General features: G+C 72.8%; 22 protein-coding genes. 12 read left to right on the top strand and 10 right to left on the bottom strand.

Annotated features, from left to right (window positions below; all coding sequences use genetic code 11):
- The first annotated feature begins 15 nt into the window (after positions 1–15).
- The 3 genes from ACFYZ8_RS07295 to ACFYZ8_RS07305 all read left to right on the top strand — a co-directional run bounded on the left by ACFYZ8_RS07295 (position 16) and on the right by ACFYZ8_RS07305 (position 3,017).
- Entirely contained in the window at positions 16–939 is a 924-nt protein-coding gene (locus ACFYZ8_RS07295) for an alpha/beta hydrolase (RefSeq protein WP_388531566.1), read from the top strand.
- 122 nt (positions 940–1,061) lie between these two features.
- The gene (locus ACFYZ8_RS07300; protein WP_359037631.1) at positions 1,062–2,294 is read left to right on the top strand and encodes a helix-turn-helix domain-containing protein; all 1,233 of its coding nucleotides are present in this window, start codon (positions 1,062–1,064) and stop codon (positions 2,292–2,294) included.
- Between the two features lie 81 nt (positions 2,295–2,375).
- Positions 2,376–3,017 (top strand): cutinase family protein, encoded by a 642-nt coding sequence (locus tag ACFYZ8_RS07305; RefSeq protein ID WP_388531564.1) that lies wholly within the window; start codon positions 2,376–2,378, stop codon positions 3,015–3,017.
- 98 nt (positions 3,018–3,115) lie between these two features.
- On the opposite strand, the gene ACFYZ8_RS07310 is transcribed toward ACFYZ8_RS07305, so the two are convergent.
- A complete protein-coding gene (locus ACFYZ8_RS07310) occupies positions 3,116–4,828 on the bottom strand; it encodes a hypothetical protein (protein WP_388531563.1) in 1,713 nt (570 codons plus the stop codon).
- Positions 4,829–4,923: 95 nt separating this feature from the next.
- Positions 4,924–5,883, bottom strand: a complete 960-nt coding sequence (locus tag ACFYZ8_RS07315; protein WP_388531561.1) for a helix-turn-helix transcriptional regulator — start codon at positions 5,881–5,883, stop codon at positions 4,924–4,926.
- A 206-nt stretch (positions 5,884–6,089) separates the two neighbouring features.
- Between ACFYZ8_RS07315 and ACFYZ8_RS07320 the strand changes: the two genes are divergently transcribed.
- Entirely contained in the window at positions 6,090–6,461 is a 372-nt protein-coding gene (locus ACFYZ8_RS07320) for an ANTAR domain-containing protein (protein ID WP_388531559.1), read from the top strand.
- Positions 6,462–6,669: 208 nt separating this feature from the next.
- The gene (locus ACFYZ8_RS07325; RefSeq protein WP_388531557.1) at positions 6,670–7,839 is read left to right on the top strand and encodes an alanine--tRNA ligase-related protein; all 1,170 of its coding nucleotides are present in this window, start codon (positions 6,670–6,672) and stop codon (positions 7,837–7,839) included.
- Between the two features lie 3 nt (positions 7,840–7,842).
- Here the strand turns inward: ACFYZ8_RS07325 and ACFYZ8_RS07330 are convergent, their stop codons facing one another.
- Together ACFYZ8_RS07330 and ACFYZ8_RS07335 are read right to left on the bottom strand one after the other, a co-directional pair.
- Positions 7,843–10,191: an FtsX-like permease family protein gene (locus ACFYZ8_RS07330; protein WP_388531555.1), complete on the bottom strand. Its 2,349-nt coding sequence runs from the start codon at positions 10,189–10,191 to the stop codon at positions 7,843–7,845.
- A complete protein-coding gene (locus tag ACFYZ8_RS07335) occupies positions 10,188–10,880 on the bottom strand; it encodes an ABC transporter ATP-binding protein (protein WP_388531553.1) in 693 nt (230 codons plus the stop codon). Before ACFYZ8_RS07335 ends, ACFYZ8_RS07330 begins: the two co-directional genes overlap by 4 nt.
- A gap of 217 nt (positions 10,881–11,097) precedes the next feature.
- On the opposite strand from ACFYZ8_RS07335, the gene ACFYZ8_RS07340 reads away from it, so the two are divergent.
- Positions 11,098–12,393: a histidine kinase gene (locus ACFYZ8_RS07340; RefSeq protein ID WP_359037647.1), complete on the top strand. Its 1,296-nt coding sequence runs from the start codon at positions 11,098–11,100 to the stop codon at positions 12,391–12,393.
- A 50-nt stretch (positions 12,394–12,443) separates the two neighbouring features.
- Positions 12,444–13,157, top strand: coding sequence for a response regulator transcription factor (locus ACFYZ8_RS07345; protein ID WP_359037649.1), 714 nt, complete (start codon positions 12,444–12,446; stop codon positions 13,155–13,157).
- Here ACFYZ8_RS07345 and ACFYZ8_RS07350 read toward each other — a convergent pair.
- Positions 13,154–13,606 (bottom strand): NAD(P)H-dependent oxidoreductase, encoded by a 453-nt coding sequence (locus tag ACFYZ8_RS07350; RefSeq protein WP_359037651.1) that lies wholly within the window; start codon positions 13,604–13,606, stop codon positions 13,154–13,156. The two genes, ACFYZ8_RS07345 and ACFYZ8_RS07350, sit on opposite strands and share 4 nt — an antisense overlap.
- Between ACFYZ8_RS07350 and ACFYZ8_RS07355 the strand changes: the two genes are divergently transcribed.
- Positions 13,583–14,338, top strand: coding sequence for a class I SAM-dependent methyltransferase (locus ACFYZ8_RS07355; RefSeq protein WP_388531550.1), 756 nt, complete (start codon positions 13,583–13,585; stop codon positions 14,336–14,338). The two genes, ACFYZ8_RS07350 and ACFYZ8_RS07355, sit on opposite strands and share 24 nt — an antisense overlap.
- A 15-nt stretch (positions 14,339–14,353) precedes the next feature.
- Here ACFYZ8_RS07355 and ACFYZ8_RS07360 read toward each other — a convergent pair whose 3' ends face one another.
- Positions 14,354–17,341 (bottom strand): glycosyl hydrolase, encoded by a 2,988-nt coding sequence (locus tag ACFYZ8_RS07360; RefSeq protein ID WP_388531548.1) that lies wholly within the window; start codon positions 17,339–17,341, stop codon positions 14,354–14,356.
- A 77-nt stretch (positions 17,342–17,418) separates the two neighbouring features.
- Positions 17,419–19,398, bottom strand: coding sequence for a BTAD domain-containing putative transcriptional regulator (locus ACFYZ8_RS07365; protein ID WP_388531546.1), 1,980 nt, complete (start codon positions 19,396–19,398; stop codon positions 17,419–17,421).
- Between the two features lie 120 nt (positions 19,399–19,518).
- Here ACFYZ8_RS07365 and ACFYZ8_RS07370 point away from each other — a divergent pair, with 120 nt between their 5' ends.
- Positions 19,519–20,403 carry an alpha/beta fold hydrolase gene (locus tag ACFYZ8_RS07370; RefSeq protein ID WP_388531544.1) on the top strand — a complete coding sequence of 295 codons (885 nt, stop codon included), beginning with the start codon at positions 19,519–19,521 and terminating at the stop codon, positions 20,401–20,403.
- A gap of 15 nt (positions 20,404–20,418) precedes the next feature.
- Here the strand turns inward: ACFYZ8_RS07370 and ACFYZ8_RS07375 are convergent, their stop codons facing one another.
- A complete protein-coding gene (locus ACFYZ8_RS07375) occupies positions 20,419–21,000 on the bottom strand; it encodes a histidine phosphatase family protein (RefSeq protein WP_388531543.1) in 582 nt (193 codons plus the stop codon).
- Positions 21,001–21,251: 251 nt separating this feature from the next.
- Here ACFYZ8_RS07375 and ACFYZ8_RS07380 point away from each other — a divergent pair, with 251 nt between their 5' ends.
- On the top strand, positions 21,252–21,470 hold the full coding sequence (locus tag ACFYZ8_RS07380) for a CbtB-domain containing protein (protein ID WP_037712826.1): 219 nt from the start codon (positions 21,252–21,254) through the stop codon (positions 21,468–21,470).
- Between the two features lie 16 nt (positions 21,471–21,486).
- Positions 21,487–22,230 carry a CbtA family protein gene (locus tag ACFYZ8_RS07385; RefSeq protein ID WP_388531541.1) on the top strand — a complete coding sequence of 248 codons (744 nt, stop codon included), beginning with the start codon at positions 21,487–21,489 and terminating at the stop codon, positions 22,228–22,230.
- 828 nt (positions 22,231–23,058) lie between these two features.
- On the opposite strand, the gene ACFYZ8_RS07390 is transcribed toward ACFYZ8_RS07385, so the two are convergent.
- Positions 23,059–23,295 (bottom strand): hypothetical protein, encoded by a 237-nt coding sequence (locus ACFYZ8_RS07390; protein WP_359037665.1) that lies wholly within the window; start codon positions 23,293–23,295, stop codon positions 23,059–23,061.
- 250 nt (positions 23,296–23,545) lie between these two features.
- Positions 23,546–25,078 carry a helix-turn-helix domain-containing protein gene (locus tag ACFYZ8_RS07395; protein ID WP_388531539.1) on the bottom strand — a complete coding sequence of 511 codons (1,533 nt, stop codon included), beginning with the start codon at positions 25,076–25,078 and terminating at the stop codon, positions 23,546–23,548.
- A 345-nt stretch (positions 25,079–25,423) separates the two neighbouring features.
- Between ACFYZ8_RS07395 and ACFYZ8_RS07400 the strand changes: the two genes are divergently transcribed.
- Positions 25,424–26,044, top strand: coding sequence for an L-threonylcarbamoyladenylate synthase (locus ACFYZ8_RS07400; protein WP_359037669.1), 621 nt, complete (start codon positions 25,424–25,426; stop codon positions 26,042–26,044).
- Positions 26,045–26,135 lie beyond the last annotated feature (91 nt).

Genomic DNA, 26,135 nt, shown 5'->3' on the forward strand with positions numbered 1-26,135 from the left:
CCGAGGAGAGCCGCCATGCACCGTCGCACCACCGGAGTGTCCCGACGTACCGTCACCAAGGCCGCGGCCGGCGCCGGTCTGGCCGTGCTGTTCGGCGCCCGGACCGCCGCCGCGCTCGGGTCCCGCACCCTCGACGTGTCCGTGCCGTCCGCCGCGCTCGGCCGCAGCGCCCCTGTGCGGCTGATCCTGCCGTCGGGCTTCGACGCGGAGCCCACCCGTACCTACCCCGTGCTGTATCTGCTGCACGGCGCCCACGACGACTACACGTCCTGGACGCGGGAGACGGACATCGAGGCCTTCACCGCGGGCCGGAACCTGATCGTGGCGATGCCCGACGCCGGCCCCACCGGCATCCCCAGCGCCTGGCGGGGCGGGCCCGACTACGAGACCTTCCAGCTGAAGGAGGTCCCGGCCCTGCTCGCCCGCACCTACCGGGCCTCCGGGGTACGGGTCGTCGCGGGGGTGTCCACCGGCGGCTACGGCGCCATGGCCCACGCGGCCCGCCACCCCGGCACTTTCACCGCGGCGGCCTCCTACAGCGGGATCCTCGACACCATGGCGCCCGGAGTGCCCGCACTGATGGACGCCATCGTGGCCCGCGAGAACCTGGTGCCGGCCTCTCTGTGGGGCAATCCGTTCCTGAACCTGCTCACCTGGCGCGACTTCAACCCGCGGGACCGCGCGGCCGGGCTGCGCGGCACCTCGCTGTACGTCTCCAGCGGCAGCGGGCTGGCCGGGGGTACGGGTGACTGGCTGCCCGAGGCGCTGGAGAGCGCCCTGTGGCCCTCCGCCCACAGCTTCGCCGACACGCTCGCACTGCTGCGCATCCCGGTCACCACGCACTTCTACGCAGGAGGAGGGCACAGCTGGGCCTACTGGAAGCAGGAGTTCACCGCGTCGTGGCCGATGCTTGCGCGGGGGCTGGGGGTGCCGGAGTGAAGTCGGTACCGTCGGGACACGGAACGCAACGCAGGGGACGTCCGTCCAACACAGGACTGACCCCTCGTCCCACGGGCAACGGCCCGCGGGTGAGCCGCTTCCGGGTGAAAGGAGGGCCCCCCTTGGCCACCCCCACACCACGAGGTCTTCCGGAGGACCTCGGGGCCGCCTCCGTGCCTCCGGACCTGGCCGAACTCCTGCGTGCCGACCTGCCGGACGTCGCAGACGAGGTGGAGGAGGAGGTCCGCCGTCAGGTGCCCGAGTACGCGCGCCCGGCCGACGGAACCTACCGCGAACACCTCAGAGCCGGTGTGGTGCAGGCGCTGACGCTGTTCGTCGACCACATCGCCGACCCGCGCAGGCACGGGGACGAGATCGCGGCGACGTACTACGAACTCGGACGCGGCGAGGCCCTGGAGGGGCGCAGCCTCGACGCGTTGCAGTCCGCGCTGCGTGTGGGCGGGCTGCACGCCTGGCGGCGGATGGGCCGTACGGCGGAGGAGCTCGGCCTCGACTCGGCGGTGGTGTCGGCTCTGGGCGAAATCGCGTTCCGTACCGTTCACGAGGTCGCCGAGGCGGCGGCGGCCGGGTACGCGGAGGCCCGCTCGCAGGACACGGACGAACTGGAACGGCGGCGCAGACGCCTGCTTGACCTGTTGCTCGGGGACGGGCCGGTCGCGGCGGCCGCCGTGCAGGACCTGGCGCACGGGGCGCGGTGGTCGGTGCCGAGGCAGGTCGCGGTGGTCGCACTCGCGGCCGCCCCGGACCAGCGGGAGGAGGACTGGCCACTGGCCGCCGCGGGGGCGCTGGTGGACATGGAGTCGCGGCCGCCGCGGATGCTGATACCCGACCCGGACGGCTCAGGGCGTTTCGGGGGGCGGGCGTTCAGCCTCGCCCTGCGCGGGCGGCCGGCCGCGATCGGGCCGACGGTGCCGCTCGCCCAGGCCGCCCGGTCGCTGCGCTGGGCCACCCGGGCGCTGGGCCTGATGGGGCGTGGGATCCTCCCCCGGCAGGGCGTGGTGCGCTGCTCCGACCATCTGTCGACGCTGCTGCTGCACAGCGACGAGCCCGTGCTCGACCTGCTGCGGGCCCGTGCCCTCGCGCCGCTCGAAGCGGTGTCGGAGGGGCAGCGGGAGCGGCTCGCCGAGACGCTGCTCGCGTGGCTGCTCAGCGGCAGCAATGTGCCCGACGTCGCCGCCCGTCTCCATGTGCATCCGCAGACGGTGCGTTACCGGCTGCGTCAGCTGGAGAAAATCTTCGGTGACGCCCTGCACGATCCCGGTTCGCGTCTGGATCTCATTCTGGCACTCACCACGGCACAAAAGAACGAGGAATTCCTGAATTCCCGTCCATAACACCGGCCACGGTCAAGCGAATACGTTCGGGTCATCCTTTCCACAGGCGTTTCACACGCCCCACCCTCAAAGGATCCCCCCATGCGTATTCGCTTGTGCCTCGCCGCGCTCTCGCTGGTCGGCGGAGCTTCGGTGGTCACCGTCGCGGCGCCTCCGGCGTCCGCCGCGGCCTGCTCGGACATCGACGTCGTCGCCGCTCGTGGCACGTTGGAGCCGGGCAATCTCGGCCTGATCGTCGGCGACCCGGTCTTCTCCGCCCTGCAGAGGAAACTCACGGGCCGGAGTGTCACCGGCTACAAGGTGAACTACCCCGCGGACCTTTCCCTCACGTCCGCCGCGCAGGGAAACGCCGATCTGGTGAACCACGTGAACAGCCAGGCGGCCGCGTGTCCGAACCAGCGCTTTGTTCTGGTCGGTTATTCGCAGGGCGCGAACGTGGTCGACAACTCCATCGGCATCAGCAGCGCCGGTGCGGTGGTCGGCAGTCCCATCGTGGCCACCATTCCGGCGGCGCTGGAGTCCCGGGTGGCCGCGGTGCTGCTGTTCGGCAACCCGATTCGGGCGATCGGCAAGAGCGTCACCGGCACGTACCAGAGCCGCACCATCGACTTCTGCGCGAAGGGTGACCCCGTCTGCGAGGCGGGCGGCAACGACACGCTGGCGCACCTCGGCTACACGGCGAACGCCGACGCGGCGGCGACCTTCGCCGCGGGCAAGGTCTGAGCGTCGACGCAAGACGTAAGCCGTAAGGCGTAAGGCGTAAGGCGTGCGGAAGGGCCCGGGAGGAGTCTCCTCCCGGGCCCTTCCCTGTCCCGTCGCGGTTATCGGGGTGTGCGGGCGAACTGCGTCAGGGCGGTGGACACCGGCTCGGGCCGGCCGTTGTTCTGTACCGGCGCCGCGGTCAGCACGTCGAGATGCTGGTACCCGTCCGCGACCACGGGGTGCAGGTCGGCGGGGACACGGCCGGCGAGCAGTCCGTCGCCCGCGAGGACCGTGAGCGTCGGGTTGGCGGTGAGCCCGTCCGGGTGCACGACGAGCCGCTTCACCTGCGGGGAGGTGGACAGTTCGAGGTCGGTGACGAGTTTGGTCGGGAAGTACTGCTCGGTGAAGTCCAGCGGCTGTGCGGCCATGCTGCGCGCCAGCTCCTGGATGTCGGTGACCTCCTTGCCCGCCGCGGTGAACGGCGTCCCGTCCGACGACCGGTACCCGGGGTCGTCCGGATCGCCGACACGGTCGTAGTTCCGCCAGGTGTAGAGCGGGCCGTGGGGCACGGCCGGGATGGCCTTGTACTCGGTGCCGAAGAGGCCGGGCTGCGCCGAACTCCCGTTGGCGGCCGGGAAGTTCTTGTCGGTGACGGGACCGCCGTCGAAGAAGCCCACGCTGCTCTGGAGGAAGGCGAGCGGTACGGACTGGTCGTCCATCAGCGAGCCGAGCACCGCCTGGTTGGTGAGCCGGAAGTCCTTCACCGCCGGGGAGCCGGTGAGGAAGGTGGCGGTGTCCTTGGAGAACAGGAAGCGGTTGGTGGCCTCGATGTTGGTGTTGGCGGGCAGATAGCCCGGCAGGTCGGCCTCGCCGCCCGGATCCCGCAGGGCTCCCACGCCCGCGATGGCGAGCAGGGTCATGGTCTCGGGGTTGAGCAGGACGGGCGCGGACAGGGAGCGCGGGAGCAGTCCGCTGTCGAGTCCGGCCTGGACGGCGCCGTAACCGAGACCGACGTCGGGCAGGTTGGTGTCGTCCGGGATGCTGCCGCTCAGGTCGCCGAGCGAGGTGGAGACGGTGGTGTCGAGTGCGAAGTAGCCGGCGCACTGGTTGTGTCCGGCGTCGGCGGTGGTGGCGGGGTCGCCGTCGAAGTCGGCGGCGGCGAAGTAGCCGGTGATGACACCGCCGAGCGAGTGGCCGCCGCACAGCACCTTCTCCTTGCGGACCCGCTGGTCGGGCAGCTCGGCGGTGAGAAGGTCGTACTCGTCGCGGACGGTCTGCTCGATGCCGAGCTTCGCCATCCACCCCAGCTGGTCGTTGCCGACGAACCCGGCGAAGGTGCGGCCCTGGACCTGCTTGCCGCGGTAGTAGTAGTCGACTGCGGTGTGCTGGTCGCCGGAGGCGATGCCGGTGCGGTCCTCCAGGCAGTTGGAGCGCCGGTCCAGGGCCCAGAACTCGATGTGCCGGCCCTGCTCGGCGGCCCGGGTCACGGTGTTGCGGGCGACGCTGTCGAAGGCTCCGGCGCCTTCCAGGATGCCCGGCTGGGCGATCAGGACCCGGTCGGCGTCGGCCGGGGACGCGGGCCCCGACGAGGACCGGTAGCGCAGGTACGACAGCCAGTCGCACGCCGCGGGCCGGGCCCCGAAGGACGCCGGCAGCGGGGCTCTCACCCGCACCAGGGTCTCGGTGACGCCGGCGCTCGTGCCCACGGCCGTCTCGGTTCTCGCGCTGTCTCCCTGGGCGGCCGGCGCCGACACGGTGAACGCCCCGGTGGTCAGCAGCACCGCCAGCGCTGCGGTGCGCCACCTGCTTCCTCTGCTGCGACTCGTGTTCATGCTGGGACCGTAGGGCGGCCGGGCCGCGCCTCCCGGCGGTTGCTCACAAGAACGCAGGGCCCCGTGGACGCTTTGTCACCAGCCGCAGAGGGGCCTCAGTCGTCGCGCAGGGTGAGGCGCGGAGAACGGTCGTAGGTGTGCCGGTACAGGGTGGCGAACCGGCCCGGGTGGGAGAAGCCCCAGCGGGCGGCGATGCCGGTGACCGTGGCGCCGTTCCCCGGGTCGGCGGCCGCCAGCTCCTCGTGGGCGTGGGACAGGCGGACCTGGCGGAGGTAAGCGAGCGGGGTGGTGTCCAGGTGGCGGCGGAAGGCGTACTGGAGCGCGCGGACACTGATGTGGGCCGCGTCCGCGATCTGCGCGACGGTGAGCGGCCGGTCGGCGTGGTCCTCCATGTGCGCGAGGGCGCGGCGCAGGGCGGCGGGGTGGGCGTCCTGGCGGTCGGGGCCGGTGGGGTCGGTGACCGCGGTGTTGGGGAAGGTGGCCAGGACGGCCGCCGCGAGGTGCTGGGCGGCGGTGGAGGCCACCAGCGGCTGGTCGGCGACGGCGGCGTCCGCCAGGACGTGGTCCTGCACATAGCCGATCGTCGTCCGCAGCCGGTCACCCGCGGCCGGGCTGATCGGCCGATGCCCGGTGAGCCGGACCGGTTCGGGGCGCCGGCCGTCCCCGGTCGCCGCCACCTGGGTGAGCAGCTCCGGGTCCAGCATGGTGATGTTGTAGCGGGCCGCGTGGATGCGGCCGGCGTAGGACAGCTCGGGCGGGGCGAAGGACACCACGTCGCCGGGGCCGAAGGAGTCCGAGACGCCCTGGTAGACGTGGTCCTCGATGGTGCCCTCGTGCACCAGGCACAGGCAGATCCGGCCCAGCGGGGTGACCGCGTAGCTCATGTCGAAGTCCAGGTCGAGCTCGTCGACGCTGACCGAGTCGATGGCGGTGCGGTGGATCCGTGCCCGGCTGCTGTCCGGGCTGCCGTTGCCGATCCGCATCTTCGCGTAGGCGTGACTGAGGAACTCCTCGGTCCGGTCCAGATCGTCGCTGTCGAATGTCAGCGTCTCCATCGCGCAAGGGCCTCCCACTCTCTGCTCCTCATTCGCACATACCCGCGAACCCACCGAACCTACGGATGGCGCTTCGTTTTCTGTCCTTCCAGGTCACAGGGTGTGCGTCCACCGGCTCGTCACCGGTGGTCCGGAGCGTGCAGGCTGGACGGACGGTGACCGCCGGAGTCGCCGGGCAGCAGGGGGAGAGGGCGACAGGGCGGTGCATGACGCAACACGAAGAGCCGGCTGAGAAGATCGAGGAACTTCAGACGGAAGTCGCCCAGCTCCGCCAGGCCCTTGTCTCGCACGCCGTCGTCGACCAGGCGATCGGTGTCGTCATCGCCCTCAGCGGTCTCCGCCCCGAGCAGGGGTGGGAGGTCCTCAAGACCGTGTCCCAGCGCACCAACACCAAGCTGCGCGACATCGCCCAGCACGTCGTGCGCTGGCCCGGGACCGGCAGCCTGCCGCCGGAACTCCGCCGGGCACTGCGCATCGCGCTGACCGAGGCCCGCGCGACGCACGGAGGCCGGTCGTTGATCCGGCAGGAACAGCGGTCCATGGGCTACGGCGGCGCCATGTCCGGGAAATCCGAGTGACGAACCGGGACGCCTGTGCGTACCGTTGACCGCATGGAGATCATCAGCCGTCCGCACACCGCGGCCGCGCGAGCGACCAGCTCGCCGGCTGCCGACGCCTGACCTCCCCACTCCCCCGGCGGCCGGAAACGGACCGCCGGTGCAGGACCTCTGGTCGCCGTCTGTTCCCGCGGTCGTTTCCGGTCCCACCAGACCGAAGGACCCCGCCATGGACACGGACCGCACCGTGCGCGTCTTCACCGACTTCTACCGCGAGCGCGGACATCACCTGATCACGGGCGGCACCCTGCTGCCACCGCCCGGCGACCCGGTGCTGTTCACCACCTCGGGCATGCACCCGCTCACCTCCTATCTGGAGGGCCGCCCCCATCCGCGGGGCCGCCGGCTCGTCAATGTGCAGCGCTGTCTGCGGACGACCGATCTCGACGAGGTCGGTGACCCCACCCACCTGACGGTGTTCGAGATGCTCGGCTCGTGGTCGCTCGGCGACTACGGCCACTCACAGAGCCTGCGCTGGGGCTACGAGCTGCTCCGCGACGGATTCGGCATCCCCCACGACAGACTCCACGCCACGGTCTTCGGCGGTGACGAGCAGGTGGGCCCCGATCTCGAGTCCCGGCGCACCTGGGAGGAGCTGGGGGTCCCCGTGGAGCTCACCCGGGACGACAACTGGTGGTCCAACGGCCCCGTCGGCCCGTGCGGCCCCGACTCGGAGATCTTCGTGTGGACCGGCGGCACCCCGCCTCAGGGCACCCCCACCACGGACCCGCGGTGGGTGGAGATCTGGAACCACGTCGTCATGCGGTACCGCCGCCTCGACGACGGCTCCCTCCAGCCCCTCGAACGTCCGTCCGTCGACACCGGCATGGGCCTGGAGCGCCTGGTCACCGTCCTCCAGGGCCGCGACTCGGTCTACGACACCGATCTGTTCGAGCCCTGGACGCGACTGCTGCCTCCCCTGTGGCAGCTGGACGAGCCGTCGCTGCGTCTGGTCCGCGACCACCTGCGCTCCGGAATCGTCGTGATCGGCGACGGGGTACGGCCCTCCACCACCGGACGCGGGTACGTCCTGCGCCGCGTCGTCCGCAGACTGCTGACCACCCTGCGGCGCGACGACCCGTCCCGCACCCTCTCCGACCTGCCGGTGGAGCTCCTCCGGCACACGCTGGACCACTTCCGGCAGACCTGCGGGCCGGATCTCGTGCGGGACGTGCTGCTGGAGGAGGAACGCCGGTTCGACACGCTGCTGGAACGCGGTCGGCGGCTGCTGTCCGGGCCACGCTACCGGGGGCCGCTGAGCGAGGAGGACTACGACTACCTCCACGACACCCACGGCCTGCCCCGCGACTTGGTTCTCAGCCTGCGCCGGGAGGAGTGACGGCTACTCCGTGCGCAGAGCCGTCGCCGTACGGGCCTTCGCCGCCCAGCCCGCCGGGAGCAGCGCGCCCAGCAGGGCGATGGCAAGGCCCGCCAGACCCAGCAGGAGCAGCTGCGGGGTGTCGTACACGTCGAGGACGGATGTGGGCAGTTCGGTGCCCGCCGCGTGTCCCATCACCGGGAGCACGAACCCGTGCAGCGCGTATCCGGCCGGGACGCCGACAAGACCGCCGAGCACGCCGATGCCGGCCACCGAGGCGAGGACGAGGCCGACCGTCTGCCGGGGTGACATGCCGAGTGCCTTGCACACGCCCAGGTCGTGGACGCGCTCGCGGGTGTCCAGGACGACGGAGTTGAGGACACCGAGGCCGGCGACGGAGACGAGCATCAGGGTGAGGAGCGCGGCCATCGTGTTCAGGATGACGATGAAGTTGTCGTGCTCGGAAGGGGAGTTGGCCCGGGCGTCGGCACCCAGGGGCTCGATCTGCTCGGCGAGCTTCTGGGCGTAGGCGACCGCGGAGACCCCCGGTTTCACGTCGACCAGGAACAGCTGGGGCCTGGTCGCGGGGAAGTCCGCGGTGTTCACCTGGATCTCCAGCACGTCGTCCGAGGTGCCGAAGGCCTCGCCGACGATCCGCAGGGCGGCCGTCTCCTTTCCGACGGTCACGCGCACGGTGTCGCCGACCTCGGTGCCGGTGGTCTCCAGGAACTGGCCCGGTACGACGACCTGGCCCGGGCCGTCGAGCCAGTGCCCGGAGATCATGGCGTAGCCGCCCCGGGTTGAGTCGCCCTGGTAGAGGGTCGCGCGGACGGCTCCGGAGACCCCGGCCACGGTGGCGTCCTGCTGGCCCATGCCGTAGTACGAGGCGGTGCCCGGCTGCGCCTTGACGGCGGCGCTCACCTTCGCCGGGTCGGCCGGCTGGGGCTCCGGGGTGCCCGGGGCCGGGACGTGCTCGCCGCCCGCGACGGTCGGGCCGCCGGTGAAGACGGTGACCGCGGAACGGTTCTCGGGGTCCTGGATCGCGTTGACCTCGTTCAGTGAGGAGGTGAGCCCGACGGCGAAGGTCGCCGCGATCGTGCCGAACGCCACGGCGAGCAGCATGGCGAGGGTACGGACCGGGTGCGCGAAGGGGCTGGCCAGGCCGTAGGTCACCGCCCGGGGCAGCGGCAGCCGTCCCGCCGCGCGGTGCGCCCACTGACCGCGTCCGGTGCGCGGGGCGCGGCCGACGGCGATGGCCTCGACCGTGCGCAGCCGCCCGGCCCGCAGCGCGGGCACGAAGGCCGCGATCCCGACGACCAGCAGGGCGCCGGCGGGGACCACGACATCCACCCACCAGGCGACGGACAGGGTGGCGGTGCCGTACGCCTGCTCGGTGTCGTCGAGGAGGGGCACGGCCAGCAGGTTGCCGAGGACGACTCCGAGCGCGATGCCCACGGTCGCCGGGACGAGCGCCTGGGCCACGTAGGCGCGGACGACTTCGCGCGGGGTGAAGCCGATGGCCTTGAGGATGCCGATTCTGCGCAGGCTGGTGCCGACCGCGCCGCTGATGACGCTGCCGACGATGATCACCGACATGACGATGCCGAGGACCCCGAACGCGACCAGGAACGGGATGGTCGGCGCGGCGCCCGAGTCGGCGGCGCGCTTGGTGTCGAGGTAGGACCGGGTGCCGAGGAGTGCCCCGGACGGGACCGCGGCGAGGAGCTTCTTGCGGTCGGCTGCGATGTCGCCCTTCGAGCCCGCCGAGTCGAAGCGGTAGAGCATCTGTCCGGTGACGGGGTGTTCCTTCGAGGCAAGGAACCTGGCCTGCGCGGGAGTTGCCCATGCGTCGGCGGACCTGCCGGCCGAGGTGGCGAAGCCGACGACGGTGAGCGTCGTGCCGGAGGCCGTCAGAGTGTCGCCGACCTTGAAGGCGGGCCCCTCGTAGGAGGAGCTCAGCACGATCTCGCCCGTTCTCCTCGCCCACCGGCCGGACGTGAGGTCCAGGTCGTCCACGTCCGCGTGCGGACCGGTGCGTCCGACGAGGGTCATGGCCGGGGGCCGGCGGCCGGAGGAGTCGGTCGCCTCGATGACGGTGGACGGGTACGGCCCCGCGCTCGCGGTGACCCCGTCCAGCCGCCCGGTGGCCGCGAGTTGTGCCGCGGTGACCTTCGCCGGGTCGAACTCGGCGGTGAGGTGGGCGCCCTTCTGCTGGGCGAAGGCGTGGTCGAAGGGCCCGTTGGACACGACCATGAGGGAACCGGCGACCACGGCCGCCGCGACGGCCATCATCGTGGCGATGGCGATGACGACGGTCTGCACCCGACGCCGGCCCACCCCGGAACGTACGACGCGGACGAGCGGTCCGGTCATCGCACGGCCCCCGCGCGGGAGTCGAGTGCCACATGGCCGTCGACGAGGTGGACGGTGCGGCTCGCGCACGCTTCGGCCAGGGCCGGGTCGTGGGTGACGAGCACGATGGTCTGTCCGCCCCGGTGCAGGTCGACGAGGAGTTCCCGCACGTCCTGGCCCGAGGCGCTGTCGAGGGCGCCGGTCGGCTCATCGGCCAGCAGCAGGGCGGGCCGGTTCACCAGCGCCCGGGCCACGGCGACGCGTTGGCGTTCACCGCCGGAGAGCCGGCCGGGGTAGGCGCGGGCGTGCTTCTCGATGCCCAGCGCCTCCATGAGCTCGTGCGCCCGCGCCGCGGTCCTGCGCCGTGCGGTTCCGGTGAGCTGGGCCGGGAGCTGGATGTTGTCGAGGACGGTGAGGTCGTCGAGGAGGTTGAAGAACTGGAAGACCATGCCGATCCGTTCACGCCGGAAGCGGGCCAGGGCGTGCTCGCCGAGCCGGTCCACCCGCTGCCCGGCGACGGTCACGGTGCCCTCGGTCGGCTTGTCGAGTCCCGCGACGAGGTTCAGCAGCGTGGACTTGCCGCTGCCGGAGGGGCCGGTCACGGCGAGGGCCTCGCCCTGGGCGACGGTGAGGTCGAGCGGCCCGAGCGCGGGTGCGCCGGCGCTGTCGTAGCGCTTGGCCACGCCCTTCAGTTCGATCACTGCGGTCATGGGAGGTGCCCGTCCTGTCGGTCGTCGGGTCGTGTCCTTGTCGGCGTGGCGAAGGTACGGGCGGGCGGGCGGCGGGCGCGTCGGCCGGGGCACCGACATACCGCCCCTCCGTACGGAGGACCCGGCCGGGGGTCATCCCTGCGAAGTACGCCCGCAGGAGGGCAGGTTGGTCGTACAGAGGGACGCGCGGCCGGTTCCGGGGCCGCACAATGTGCCCATGGGGACGGAAGACCTGCGCCGATGGCGACGGCAGGTGCGGTTCGCGCTGCGGCCGGAGGCGAAGGGCCCTGCGCTGTCACGGCGTTCGGTGTGCTTCGACGTGGTGCTGGCCGTGCTGTTGACGGTGGTGGCGCTGGTGGTCGCCTCGCGCTATCCCGGCGACGGGCCGGTGCAGGTGTCGCGGATGGAGTACGGGGCGCCGGTGCCGCCCGCCCCGCCCCGGCCGCCCGTCCCCGGCATGGAGGAACCTGCTTCACAGCCCTGGGCACTGGTCGTACTCTCGGCACTTCCGCTGGCCGCGCGTCGGCGGTTTCCGCTGACCGTGTTCGCGGTGGTGGTCGGCGCGGCGCTCGCCATCGGCGACGAAGCCTCCTGGATCAACGTGCTGACCTGTGTGATCGGCACATACACCGCCGTCATGCACAGCCGCTACCGGGCGGGCGCGATGGCCGGCCTGGTCGTCGCGGCCGTCCTCGCCGGGGTGGCCTTCCGCTCGACGCAGCCGGTGCTGCCGGGCTGGTCGAGCCCCGGGGTGGTGCTGCTGGTGGCCGGGGTGGTGGCCAGTGTAGTCCGGCTCGGGCGGCGGCGGCTCGCGGCCAGCAGGGACCGGTTCGCCGCGCTGGAGCGGGCGCACGGGGAGGCGACGCGCAGGGCCGTGGAGGAGGAACGGGCCCGGATCGCGGCCGAGTTGCACGACGTGGTGACCCACAATGTGAGCGTGATGGTCATCCAGGCGGGCGCCGCGCGCAAGGTCATGGACGCGGCGCCGGAGCGGTCCAAGGAGGCGTTGCTCGCGGTCGAGGCCGGGGGCCGGGCCGCGATGGCCGAACTCCGGCATGTGATGGGCCTGTTGGCCGCGCCGGACACGGGCCGTGCCGACTCCTCCGCCGACGGACTCGAACCGCAGCCGGGGCTCGGGCAGTTGGACGCGCTGATCGACCGGGTCCGGGCGGCCGGGACACCGGTCGGCGTCGCCGTCACGCTGCCTCCGGAACCGCTGCCGCCCGGCGTGGACCTCACGGCGTACCGGGTGGTCCAGGAGGCGCTGACCAACACCATCAAGCACGCGCCCGGAGCCGAGGCCCTCGTCACCGTCGGCTGGTCCGGCGACCTCCTGGAGATCGAGGTCACGGACAGCGGCGCGGTCCGCGACGGGGCGCCCGGCGACGGGAACGGCCGCGGGCTGATCGGCCTGCGCGAACGCCTGGCGGTCTACGGCGGCGCACTGACGGCCGGCCCGACCCCCGCCGGCGGCTTCCGCATCAGCGCGGTGGTGCCGTGGCGGACGGTGTGAGCGGCCACGACCAGGCGGAAGGCGACCGCGGTGACAGACGGGGGAACGGCATGACCGGCACGAACGGCGACAGGCTGCGGGCCGTCATCGCCGACGACCAGGCCCTCGTACGGACCGGGTTCGGGATGATCCTGACCGCGGACGGCATCGAGGTGACCGCGGAGGCGGCGGACGGGGCGGAGGCGGTCGCCGCGGTCCGGCGGACCCGCCCCGACGTCGTCCTCATGGACATCCGGATGCCGGGCATGGACGGCATCGAGGCCACCCGGCGGATCCTCGCCGACGACACCGCGGGCGAGGTCCGCGTGATCATCCTGACCACGTACGACCTCGACCACTACGTCTACGCCGCGCTCACCGCCGGGGCCAGCGGTTTCCTGCTCAAGGACGTCACGCCCGAGCATCTGGTGGCCTCCGTACGGCTGGTCAGGTCCGGGGACGCCCTGCTGGCGCCCACGATCACCCGCCGCCTGATCGAGCGCTTCGCCCGGCGCGAGGAGGCGGTGCCCTCGGCCGGCCCGCACCGGGACCTGTCGGGGCTGACGCCCCGCGAGCTGGAGGTACTGCGGCTGCTGGCGACGGGGCTCAGCAACGCCGAGCTCGCGGAACGGCTGTTCCTCAGCCCCACGACGGTGAAGACCCACATCGGCCGCATCCTGTCCAAGCTGGACCTGCGCGACCGCGTCCAGGCGGTCGTCCTCGCCTACGAGAGCGGCCTGATCACGCCCGGCGGTCCCGCGGAGGGAACGCTCGGGGGCACCTAGGACATCAGCCCGGCCGCGACCGTCGCCCCCAGCTCCCAGCACGCCTCGATGTCGGCCTTGCCCGGTTCGCCGGTGACCGTCACCGGTTCGGCCGCACGCCGCCAGCCGAGTCCCGTCGTGATCGACTCGATGCCCCGCAGGGCGCCGGTGACGTCGTTGCCGCCGTGGACGTAGCAGGAGAAGGGGCGGCCACGGGTCTCGTCGAGGCAGGGGTAGTAGACCTGGTCGAAGAAGTGCTTGAGGGCGCCGGACATGTAGCCGAGGTTCGCCGGGGTGCCGAGCAGGTAGCCGTCCGCCTCCAGCACGTCCGAGGCGGTGGCGGACAGGGCCGCGCGCCGTACGACACGGACGTCCTCGATCTCCGGGGCCGTGGCCCCGGAGACGACGGCTTCGAACATCGCCTGGCAGTTCGGCGAGGGCGTGTGATGCACGATCAGCAGAGTGGCCACGGTCGAACCCTGCCCTGCCTCGGCTTTCGCCCGCAAGCCGTGCCGCGGCCGGGCGCCGCCGGGCTACGATGCCGGGACACCGCGAGGGGGGAGCAGGTCGTGGACAACACTGGGCGGCGGGCGGCGGAGGTCTTCGACGCGCTGGGTCTGGAGTACGAGAAGGCGTTCGCCCGTTCCGAGGCACACCTGGCGTCGCTCGAGTGGCTGCTCGGGCGGCTCGCTCCCGGGAGCCGGGTCCTGGACGTCGGCAGCGGCACCGGCCGCCCCACCGCCTCGTCCCTCGCCGCCGCGGGCCACGAAGTGCTGGGGGTGGACGTCTCCCCCGTCATGGTCGGCCTCGCCGCCCGGCAGGTGCCGCAGGCCACGTTCCGCCACGCCGACATCCGTGAACTGCCGCTGGAGGAGGGCTCGTTCGACGCGGTCTGCGTGTACTTCTCGCTGCTCCAGATGACCCGCGCCGAGCAGTCCGAGGTGCTGGGACGGCTGGTGCGGGCCCTGCGGCCGGGCGGGAGCCTGGTGCTGGCCACCGTGCCGGCCGATGTGGAGGACCTGGCGATCGAGTTCATGGGCCGGCCTGTCCGGGCGACGAGTTTCGCCGCCGCGGACGTCGTGGGCCTGATGCGCGACACGGGTCTGACGGTGGAGTACGAGCAGGCCGTGGAGTTCACCCCGGACCATCCCGCGGCCGCGCCGGAACCGCATCTGTTCCTGTACTGCCGCCTGCCGGCCTGACCGGCAGCCGGGCCGTCAGCCCACGGCCACCTGCACGTACGGCACCAGCCGCACCGGCCCCACCAGACCGTGGTCCTGGCGGGCGACCGCGCCGAAGACCGTGGGCTGCTCGACCCTGAGCCGGTTGATGAGCGGGGTCGCCACCTCGATCTCGATGGTGTTCTCACCGCGCCGCAGACAGGAGCCGAAGTCGACGACGGGGTGGAGCCGGTCGGCCGCGGGCAGTCGCCGGCCGTTGACGCTGACCCGGAACGTGTCGCTGACCTGCCCCAGCTCCAGCTCGGCGCCATGGGCCGCCGTCCAGCCGGCCGGCAGGGTGACCGTGGTGCGGTACCGGCCGATGCCGGCCGAGTCGGCCAGTTCGGGTATCTGCGACCAGGGCCTGAGGGTGTCGAGCGTGAGACCGCGCCGGACGCGTTCGGTGCGGGTGGCGTCCGGGCCCGGGTACCAGTCCTCGACGTCCAGCTCCCAGCGGGCCGGGGTGATCGGCGCGGGCACGGCCGGGGTCCTGGTGGTGACGGTACGGCCCTGGGACAGGCGTGTGGTCCAGGTACCGGCCGTACGGGCGCGCACGGTCAGCCCGCGCTCGGTGAACAGCACCGCGTCGGCGTCGCCGGCCTCGGCGTGAGGGCTGTTGCCATGGCGGTCGCCGAAGAGTCCGGGCCGCCCCAGGGCGACGACCATCGTCTGCCCCGGCTGGAGCGTGACCCGCAGGGTGAAGTCGTCCCCGTCCTCGGTGTAGCGCGCGAGCCGCGTCGCCTCGCCCGTCCAGGGATCGAGGAGATACGGCACGGTCCTGCCGCCGTGGGTGCGGCGCAGCGTGACGTCGTGGTCGATCGCGGCGACGGGCGGCTTGACCGTCTCGGCGTGCTTGCCGTTGCAGAGGTAGTAGAAGTCCGCGTCGGCGGTGACCCGGTGGGCGTTGAGGAGCGTGGACGCGGTCGCGTGCCGTACGTCGGCGCGCACACCCAGCCGGGCGAGGGCGTCGCCGACGGCGGCCTTGTCGGTGACCCGGACGACGTGGGGCAGTGCGAGCAGCCGGGCGAGGAGGTCGCGCAGCCGGTCGGTCTCGCCCTGGTCCGGGACGCCGGGGGTCAGGACCTGGTCGAAGGCGCCGAACACGACCACGGGGAGCCCCGCCTCGGCCAGGGCGAGGATCTTGCGGGCGTCCTCGACGGCGAGGGTCGGGGTGGAGCCGTAGAAGAAGTCGCCCTCGACGAACAGCGCCTTGTAGGCGGGGCCGTCCGGGGCGAGCCGGCCTCCGGACACGGTGGCGGAGGGCAGGTCGAGGAGGGGGCCGCTGAGGAACTGGTGGCTCCAGCCGAGCGGGACACCGGTCGCCGTGAACCAGGAGGCGCCGATACCGGTGGCGGTGTAGCCGGTCTGCCGGAACACCGCGACGTCCGCCCTGGCCGTACCGCTCTGGAGCACCTGGTGGACCCGGCCCAGGTAGCCGGAGATGTCCTCGACGTGCCGCCAGGTGGGCTGGCGCGGGCCCCACGACTCGCCGTATCCGGCGGTGCCGTTGTACGGGCTGAAGGCGGCGAACCCGGGCCAGGCGACCCCGGGGGCGGTGGCGTAGGAGAAGCCGTGCACGACGGTCTGGTTGACGCCGGCCGCGTAGGCGCCGCCCATGGTGCGCAGGAAGCGGTCCCAGGTCGTGCTGTACGCGGAGCCGTTGTAGGCGCCCGACTCGCAGGACAGGACGGTCCGCCCGGCCATGTCCCGGCCGCCGGCCAGGCAGCGGTAGTCGTCGAGGTTCTTGAAGCCGAGCGACTCGCCCTCGGGGATGTCGAGGAGGGCGGCCGAGGCGATGGCGTCCGTCTGGAGGCCGTAGGGCTGCGAGCGCAGGGTCATGCCGAGGCTGTGCGCCCAGTCCCGCAGGGCCGTGAGGTGGTTGCGGTTGAAGAGGCCGGAGACGGTCTCCCAGAAGTCGTGCCGGATCTGGCGGGTCAACTGGGCCTCGAAGGCGAAGACTTGGTTGCTCTTGTCCAGGACGAGAGCGGGCAGGTACGGCAGCAGGGGCCGCCCGGTGCGCTTCTCGAAGGCCTGGGGCAGCTGGGTGGTCCAGGTCAGGCCGTCGGTCTCCAGTTCCACCGAGTCCTCGAAGAAGGAGCCCCCTGCGGCCTTCAACAGGCGCCGCAGGGACGGGGTCAGCAGGTGGTCCTCCCAGTAGGAGGTGACCGCGGCCGTACCGGCGGGGCTGAAGTGGTCGACGGCGTAGGCGGCCGGGGCGGAGTGCGGGCCGGACTCGGGCTGCTGGCCCGAGCCGCGCACCCAGGAGGAGATGAGCACCCAGTCGCCGCTCTCGGGCGCCGTCCAGGTCAGCGTGGAGCCGGTGACGTTCGCGGTGAGGTCCAGAACGCTCGCGGGGTCGAGGCCGGTCTCCTTGCGGGTCGAGTTCGCGGGCTCGACCCGGGCGGCCTGTACGGCGAGGAGCTGTTGGCGGGTCACGCCGGCGGCAGGGGCGTGGACGGGTGGCGGGACCGGGCCCTGGTAGGTGCTGCCGCCGGGCAACGCGGCCCGGCCGTGGACGAGTTCCTTGGCGGCGCCCTCGTCGTCGGGAGTGAGGCCGGGGACGGCCACGGGCCAGCTGGGGCCGAGGGTGAGGTCGACGGTGAGGCCCCGTCTCGTCGCGCGGCGCAGCGCGGACTCGACACCGTCCCGCCAGGGTCTGCTCCCCCACCCGTGGTGTGCGGTGTCCAGGACCGACTTGTCCTTGATGCTGTGGTGGACGGCGGCGATCTCCACGCCGCCGAAGCCCGCGTCCGCGATCTGGTCGATCTCGCGGGCGATCTCGTCCGGGTCCACGAGACCGTCCGGCCACCACCAGCGGAACCGGGGTCGTACGGACGTCGCCGGTGTCGCGAACCAGTGGGCGGTCGTCCCCGAAGCCGCGGCCGGGCCCGCCGTGCCGAGCGCCGCGACGGCGCCCGCGGTCAGTCCGGCGGCCAGGACCGCGCGCCGGGACATGCCGCCGCGCTGCGGGATGACGTCATTCATGTGGGCGCCCCAAGATGGTGTTGAATCGTTTCAATCGCGGTGGACGCCCGAACGCTAAGCCTCCGGTTCGGACAAGGTCAAGATGTGTGCGCCGCCAACGCGGCGGCCAGCGCGTCCAGATGGTCCGAGACGGGGCCCGCGGTGAGCAAGCCGCTCCCGGCGCCCGCGAGTTCGCCCCGGGCGGGTTCGAGCGCCCGCTGGGCACGCCGCATCAGCGGACGGTCGCCCACCTGGATCGCGGCACGGGCGAGCAGGCACCACAGGGCCTCTTGGAGCAGGTCGCCGGGCGGGGAGGGAACGTCGGCCAGCAGGCGTACGGCGTCCTGATCGCGCCCATCGGCGAGCAACAGCAGGGGGCGCGCCCACGGTTCGTAGGGCCCCCAGTCGGTGTGCGGGTCGGCGGTGACGGGCAGGCCGTGGTGCAGCCGCAGGCACAGCAGGGACAGGGGCAGCAGTCCGTGTTCCAGGCCGGGCATCCCGGCGCCTTCAAGGGACTTGGCGGCGGCCCGGTACGCGGACTCGCCGATGTGCGGGGGCTCTGTCGCCGCGGTGCGCAGGGCGCGGTACCACGTGGTGAAGACGGCTACGAGGGGCAGTTCATGGCGTTCGGCGAGCGCGTCGGCGGCGGCCGCGTGCCGGTCGGCGGCCGTGAAGTCGGCGGTGGCGCAGTGGGCTTGCAGCCGGATCAGCCGGCCGAGGACCTCGTAGGTGAACAGGCCGTGCTGTGCGGCCACTTCGGTGATCTCCGCGCCGATCCGGTCGCGCGGGGCGGCGAGTCCGGCTCGCTCGAAGCTCTGCATGAACAGGCCGTTGAGAGCGAAGAGGAGCAGGCCGGCGTCGTTGAGCCGTCGTGCGCTCGCCACGGCCTGGCGGGCCGCCTGGAGGGGGCGCGTCCCGGTGGGGAGGGCGCCGCGGGACTCCACCGCCACGGTGGCCAGCAGACGGGCCCTTGCCGCCTCGTGCGCGCCCGGCGGCAGCAGGAGCAGAGTGCGTTCGGCCGCCGCCACCAGCCGGTCGGCCTGGGCGGGGTCGTCGGAGCGGGTCCAGACGGCGGGGACGTCGTAGACGCCGATGACCCGGGCCGTCAGTTCCGGATCGCCGAGCTGCTCCGCCGCCGCCACGGCCGCCGCGCGGTGCCTGCGTGCCGCTTCCAGGCCGCCGCCCCCGGTGACGGCGAGGTCGCGCATCAGCCCCGCGGTCGACTCCAGGCGGGTGCCTGCCCGCAGCGGGAGCATGCTCTCGTACGCCGCCGAGGCCTGGGCCCAGACCTCGGCGGCCGTGCCGGAGGGACCCGGGTCCAGGTGTCCTGCGTGGCGAAGGATGTCCTGTTCGGTGCGGTTCAGCCGCGGACCCGGCTCCACTCCGAGGTGCTCGCGCAGCAGTTGCCGGGCACGCCGCAGGACGGACAGGGCGTCGGCCTGGCGTCCGCAGCGGTACAGGGCGAGGGCGAGGAGCTGCCAGGCGTCCTCGCGCCAGGGGTGTTCGGTCACGTGGGCGTCGAGGTCCGCCGCCGCGTCGGCGGCGGCACCGAGGGCGAGCTGCGCCTCGGCCCGGCGTTCGACGGCGGTCAGCCGGAGCTCGGCGAGCCGGGAGCGTTCGGCGCGCGCCCAGGGTTCCTCGGCGAGGTCGGCGTAGGCGGGGCCGCGCCACAGCTCCAGAGCTCCGGTCAGCCGGGGCACCGCCTGCGCGGGAGGCAGGTCCGCCGCGGCGGCGACGGTCTGCTCGAACCGCCAGGCGTCGACGCGGGCGGGTTCGGCGCGCAGTGCGTAGCCGGGGCCTTCGGTGACGAGGAGGCGGGACGGGGCCCGGCGGGGCCGCTCGGGTTCCAGCGCGCGCCGCAGCCCGGCGACGAAGGTCCGCACGGTGCCCACCGCGTCCGCGGGCGGCTCCTCCCCCCACAGGTCCTCCACCAGGCGGGCGACGGGCACGACCCGGCGGCGGGCGACGAGGAGGCGGGCCAGCACGGCGCGATGCCTGGGCCCCTTCAGGGAAATCGGTTCACCGGTCCCGTCCCAGGCGGCCACGGATCCCAGGACCCCGAACTCGACCACACGCACGCACCTCAACGTACACGCGTTCATCCGTTGCTCATTCGCTCCCCGGACGCTGGATTCACCGGCGCCACCGGCCCGGACGCCGATGCCGCCCACCCGCCGTACGACCGAGGAGAGCCCGTCGTGAAGCCCACCATCGCCGGATTCGAGTACCAGCGCGTGTCCGTCGCCGAGGACGTGTCGCTCCACGTGGCCGTGGGAGGCACCGGAACGCCCGTCGTCCTGCTGCACGGCTTCCCGCAGACCCACCTCATGTGGCGCCATGTCGCGGCCGACCTCGCGGCCGACCACACCGTGATCTGCCCCGACCTGCGCGGCTACGGCGACAGCGACAAGCCGCGCGAGGACGGCCCCGGCACCTACTCCAAGCGCACCATGGCGAACGACCTCGTCACCCTCGCACGCCGCCTCGGGCACCCCCGGTTCGCGCTGGCCGGGCACGACCGGGGCGCGCTGGTCGCCTTCCGGGCGGGCCTCGACCACCCGGACGCGGTCTCCCACCTGGCCTGTCTGGACGTCCTGCCGACACTCGACATGTGGGACGCCCTGCACGGCACATCGGCGGCGGTCGCCTTCCACCTCTATCTCATGGCCCAGCCGCCGGGTCTCGCCGAGCGGATGATCTCCGCGAGCGCGGACGCGTTCTTCGGGCACTTCCTCGACGTGTGGGCGAACCGGCCCGACGCGATCCCGCCCGGGATCCGTGCCGAGTACCTGCGTGCCTGCCGCGAGGCGGTCCCGTCGATCGTGGCCGACTACCGTGCCTCCGCGGGCATCGACGTCGAACACGACGAGGCCGACCGCGCCGCGCGGAACCGCCTCACCATGCCCGTGACCGTGCTTCAGCAGGACTGGGGGGCCGCGCTCGGCTACGAGGCCACCGCGCTGTGGGAGGCCTGGGCCGACGACCTTCGTCATACGACGGTCTCCTGCGGCCACTTCATGGCGGAGGAGGCGCCGACGGACGTGGCGCGGGCCCTTCGGGAACTCGTGCTCCGGGGCGCGTGACCCGGCGTCACGATCTCACCGCGGTGGGCGAGGGCCGAGCGGCAGTTCGGCCATCCGCAGGTTCCAGCGGCCGCCGCGGCCGGTGAGTTCGACAGTGGACAGCGGCGGCACGTCGATTCTCCAGAACGCCTGACGAGGTGCCCCCAGCGCGTGCACCACGGCGGCCCGTGCCGCGGCCTGTTCGACCACCGCCAGCACCCGTCCGGCGTCGGACGGCAGTGCGTCCAGCCATCCGGCGACGCGGTCGCAGAGCTGCGTCACGCTCTCCCCGCCGTGCGGTGCCGCCTCGGGGTCGGCGAGCCAACTGCCCAGTCCTGGCGTGTCGGTTGCCGCGACCTCGTCGAGGGTGCGGCCGTACCAGGAGCCCATGTCGAGGTCCCGCAGCGCCGGTTGCGGCGCGACGGACTCCCAGCCGAGGGTCCGGGCCGTCTCGGTGCAGCGCCGAGAGGGTGCCGCGCAGCGGGTGGCGGCCCGCGGAAGGGTTCCGGCCACGGCCCGTACCCGGTGCAGTGCCCGCTCGTCGAGGGGCGCGTCGCCGAAGCGGACCTCGCGTTCCGTACGCGCGGCCGCGCACAGCAGGGTGAGCCGGACGGTCATGCGGGCCCTTTCGTCGATTCGCCGGGGGCGGTTCATCGTAGGTGGCGTACGCCATGTTGGCCGCGGCCCGTATTGCCCCTACCATCTGGGACGACAAGGACGACGGCGCCACGGAAGTCCGGTGCAAGCCCGGCACGGTCGCGCCACTGTGTGCCACCCCTCGGCCGACGAGGTGGTGGTGAGTCAGACCCCACGCCGTCGTCGAGTGCTCCACACGATGCGGGACGCGTTGTTCCCGAGGAGGTCTCGCCATGGCGCAGTCCACTGCCGCCCCCACGCCCACCACCCCTGCGATCACCCCGCTGCCGGTGCGGGCGCTCGTCCCCTGGGCCGTCTTCTTCGGCGTCCTGATGCTGGTCCTGCTGTACTTCGTCGGCGCCGAACAGGGCGCCACCGCACTCGTCTCCGGCGAGGGCGTCCACGAGTGGGTGCACGACGCACGCCACCTGCTCGGCTTCCCCTGCCACTGAGGCGGGGCGGACCACCATGAACTCCACGGTCGTACGCACCCTGTTGGTGCGCGGCATGCTCGCCGGCCTGGGCGCCGGTGTCCTGGCCTTCGTCTTCGCCTACCTGGTCGGGGAGGGACCGGTGGACGCGGCCATCGCCTTCGAGGAGGCCGGCTCCCACGAGCACGGTGAGGAACTCGTCAGCCGTTCCTTGCAGTCCACCGCCGGACTGGCCACCGGTGTCCTCGTCTTCGGGGTCGCCATCGGCGGCATCATGGCGCTGGCGTTCTGCTTCGCGCTGGGCCGGATCGGCCGGTTCGGCGCACGGGCGACGGCCGGTCTGACGGCGCTCGGCGGATTCCTTACCGTCTACCTCGTGCCGATCCTCAAGTACCCGGCGAACCCGCCCGCGGTGGGCGACCCGGACACCATCGACAAGCGGACCGCCCTGTTCGTCCTGATGATCGCGCTCAGCGTGCTCCTCGGGATCGGCGCCGTCCTGCTGGGCCGCAGACTGGCCCCGGCCTGGGGCAACTGGAACGCCTCCACCGCGGCCGCCGTGGCCCTCGTCGCCGCGGTGTGGGTGGCGATGGCCGTTCTGCCCGCCGGGGACAACACCCCGAAGGGCTTCCCGGCCACCGAACTGTGGGAGTTCCGCCTGGCCTCCCTCGGTGTCCAGGCCGTTCTGTGGGCGGCGTTCGGGCTGCTGTTCGGGTACCTGGCGGAGCGGGTCCTCGAACCACGGCCGGCCCGGAGCGAGGTCTCCGCGCTCGCCGCCTGACGCAGTGGGTTCCGCCGGGGGCGCGCCCGGCGGAACCTACCGGCCGCCCTGCGGCTGCCGTATGGTCCCGCCGAGCTTGTTCCTGCCCTGTTCCAGGTGTTCCGCCTCGGCGCTGACCACCCAGCGCGGGTCCACCAGGTACCTGCCGCCGTGGACACCGGCCGCGTCGAGCCACGCTTCCTTGTACTTCTCCGCGGGGAAAGTGGTGATGCGGCAGCCGGCCTGCTGCGGGTGGCACAGTCCCTCGCGCGCTCGTCCGCGTCGATCCGGATCTCGGCCTTGCAGCCGGCCAGCCCGGCGATCACCTCGATCCGGGCCGGGGCCACGATGCCCGCGGCGGGCGCGGCGGAACCCTTCGCAGGGCGCGGGGGTCCCGGCGGTGTGGTCCTCGCCCGCGCCGCACGCCGTGACCGGCGCGAGGCTCCCGACGAGGGTGCCCCCAACGCGCCTGTTTGTCTCCGGTCGGCGTACGCCTACGCCCTGGGGTACGGAAGACCCGTCACGGCTGTTCTGCCGGGGTGCGCCGGACGCCCTCCGTCCCGAACCACGCTTCGGCCGGGCCGTGAAGGGTGCCTTCCTCCGGCGAGGTCGAACGCGTGGTGAGCCACGGTCTCGGCCGGCCGTGGCGACGCCACTGCCCGACTGTCTCCACCGCACGGCCGTCTCGTCGTGGAAGACCCCGTTCCACTCTGCGTCGGTCTCGACCGGAGGCGGCATGACCGGGTCCGCAGGGCGCGGGGATTCGGGGCGGCGAGGCGTTTTCCCAGCGTGACGGAGACGACGGAAGGGCCGGACACCCGTCTGTCCGGCCCTTCCGCACCTACCGGGTCAGCCGCCGTTGAGGCGGGCGCGCAGGAGTTCCTTGCCGATCTCGGCACCCTTGCGGCTGTCCGCCTGGGCCTTGCGGAACAGGTCGGCGACCTCGGTGTCCTTGCCGCGTTCCGCGTCCTGGATGTAGCTCTCCAGCCGCAGCGCGTTGTTCAGGCACGCCTCGACGTACCAGATGAGGTTGTAGTCCTTGTCCGGCGTGCCGGTCGTGCCGCCGGTCTCCGTGCTGCTGGTCATTCCGGCCTCCTCCAGCGGTGGTCGTTCCGGAGCCGGACGAGTACCCGTCGCACGCGGGTCAGTCACAGCGGCCCGGAAATCCGGCCACGGAATCGGGCCGTCCCGGGCCGTCCGGAAGCCGCGCTCGGAAAACGTCGCAGGGGGCGCGACCGGTCCCCCGTTCCGGTCGTTCCCCCTGCGGTGCGTCGAACTTACGTGACCTGCGCACCCTTGTGAATCGCGTCGATGCCCGCTGTGCGCGGCACAGGACTCACCCGTGCACAGATGCGTCCGGATGGCCCGGATCGTCCCGGAGCAGGACGGGGTGTGCGAGGTCACCGGTCGCCAGATGGGCCAGGACCACCTCGTACAGGTCACTGCCCGAGGCCATCAGCCGGCGCTCCAGGACCGGCTCGGCGCTGCGGACGTGTTCGCGCACGGTCTGGGCGTGGACGGCCAGCGTCTGTGCGGCCCGCTCCGCGTTGCCGCCGGCGGCGATCCAACTGCGCAGGGTACGGCGCAGATCGCGGGCGTCGCTGTCCAGGCGGCCGAGGAGCTCCCGTGCCCAGGTCCCCAACGCGGGCCCCGCCAGCAGGTCGCCCAGCCGGACCGGGTCAGAGCGGGCGCCGCCGTGATCGCCCTGTCCGTCCGCGAGACTGACCTGGGTGCTCAGCGCCAGGTGGACGGTGGCGCGCACGGTCAGGTCGGAGAAGTCGGTGCCCAGCAGGGATTCCACGCGCTCCATGCGGGCGCGGACGGTGTTGCGGCTGACGCCGAGGACCTTGGCGGCGCTCACGGCGGTGAACTCCAGGCCCAGGCGGGTGGTGGCGAGGAGTTCGGCGCGGGTGTGGTGCGGCAGGGTGTCGAGCGGGCGCAGCAGCCGGGCGGTCCACGCGCGCAGTGCGGCCGGGTCCATCAGCCGATCGGGGTGGTTGCGCTCGGCGTACACCGCCGTCTTGTCCGGCCGTACGCGTGCCACGGCGAGCGCGCTGACCGCCTGCCCGTAGGCGGTGGCGGTCCGGGCGAGGTTCTGCCACGCGCTGCCGCCGAGCAGGGTGCCCGGGGTGCGGTCGACGAGCGAGCGCAGGGCCTCCCCCGCCGTGTCCCCCGTGGCCACGATGATCACGTGCCCGTCCATGGCCGGGCAGCGCACCACCAGGGCCCGGTCGCCGGTCAGGCCCAGGCACTCCTCGGCGAGCCGGTCGCGTTCCGCGGCGTCCCCTTCGAGGACGTAGACGCACGCCGTGTCGGTGTCGAGCAGGCCGGGCCACAGTCCCGCGGCGACCCGGCGCGCCGAGACGGTGTCCTCGACCATGAGCAACTGCAGGATGGCCAGGCGCAGATCGGAGGTGGCCCGCTTCAGGCGCCGCCCGGCCTCCGTCGTCCCGCGGGCGCGCAACAGGAGTTCCAGGACCTGGGCGGTGTGGGTGAGGATGTCCGAGGTGCGCCGGTCGAAGGGCTCGGGCCGGGCCACCGCCAGCACTCCGCCGGCTGCCGGGCCCGGGTGCTCGACCCGTATCAGGCGCAGATGGCTGCCCTCGTCGGCGGTGGCCGCGGAGGCGATGCGTCCGGCGAGGATGTCGGCGACCAGGGCCTCGTCCAGCGGCATGCGTGTTCCGGCGACGAGGCTTCCGGTGTCGTCCTGGAGCGAGGCCGTGCCGTTCACGGTCTCCGCGAGCCAGGCGACGATCCGGTGCACGTCACGCGCCGTCGGCCGCAGATGGGCGAGGAGTTCGTGCGCCCATGTCGGGGTTCCGGAGTCCGCCGCCCGGCTCCCCCCGAGCCCGCCGTCCTGACCTGACACGTCACCCTTCTCCCCGCCCGCCGCGCCCTTCATGGCATACCGCTCGGGACGTTACCCCACAGGCGGCGGAGGGGTGCCTGGCCGGAGGCGTCGGGTGTGGTGAAGGCGTGGGGGGAGATGTGCGGTCAGGGGAAGATGTGCGGCCAGGGGGAGATGTGCGGCCAGGCAAGGGTGGCGACGCCGCAGGGGGTCTGCGCGTCGAGGGCGCGCGGGGCCACTCCCCCGTCCTTCGGATGCCCGGCTGTTGTCCGTCCGGTGGCCGATCTCGCCGGAGGTCCGCCGGGCACCGGTCGGCGCCACCCCGGCCTGCGTCGCCGTCGTGCGTCGACGGCATAAGCTCGACGGATGGCGAAGTACTTCGACGTGCACCCCGACAATCCGCAGCCCCGCACCATCTCCCAGATCGCCGAGAGCATCCGGTCCGACGCGCTGATCGCGTATCCGACGGACTCCTGCTACGCGCTCGGGTGCCGGCTGGGCAGCCGTGACGGCATCGACCGGATCCGGACCATCCGTCATCTGGACGACCGGCACCACTTCACCCTGGTCTGCCAGGACTTCGCGCAGCTCGGCCAGTTCGTACGGGTCGACAAGGACGTGTTCCGCGCGATCAAGGCGTCCACGCCCGGCAGCTACACCTTCATCCTCCCGGCGACGAGGGAGGTGCCGCGCATGCTCCAGCATCCGAAGAAGAAGACGGTCGGCGTGCGCATCCCCGACCATGTCGTCACCCAGGCGCTGCTCACCGAGCTCGGGGAGCCGCTGCTGTCGAGCACTCTGCTGCTGCCCGACGAGGAGGAGCCGATGACCCAGGGCTGGGAGATCAAGGACCGTCTCGACCATGTCCTGGACGGGGTCGTCGACTCCGGGGAGTGCGGGACCGAACCGACCACAGTGATCGACTTCTCGGGCGGCGAGGCGGAGATCGTCCGGCACGGCGCGGGTGACACCAGCCGCTTCGAGTAAAGCGGCGCTCAAGTGGCAGGGGGCTGCGGCGGCCCGTTGGATGCTGCGTGCAACCATGTGCCCGGCCCGGCTCCGCCGGGTCGGCGACCTG

Source organism: Streptomyces sp. NPDC001668 (genome assembly GCF_042893155.1).
GTDB lineage: Bacteria > Actinomycetota > Actinomycetes > Streptomycetales > Streptomycetaceae > Streptomyces.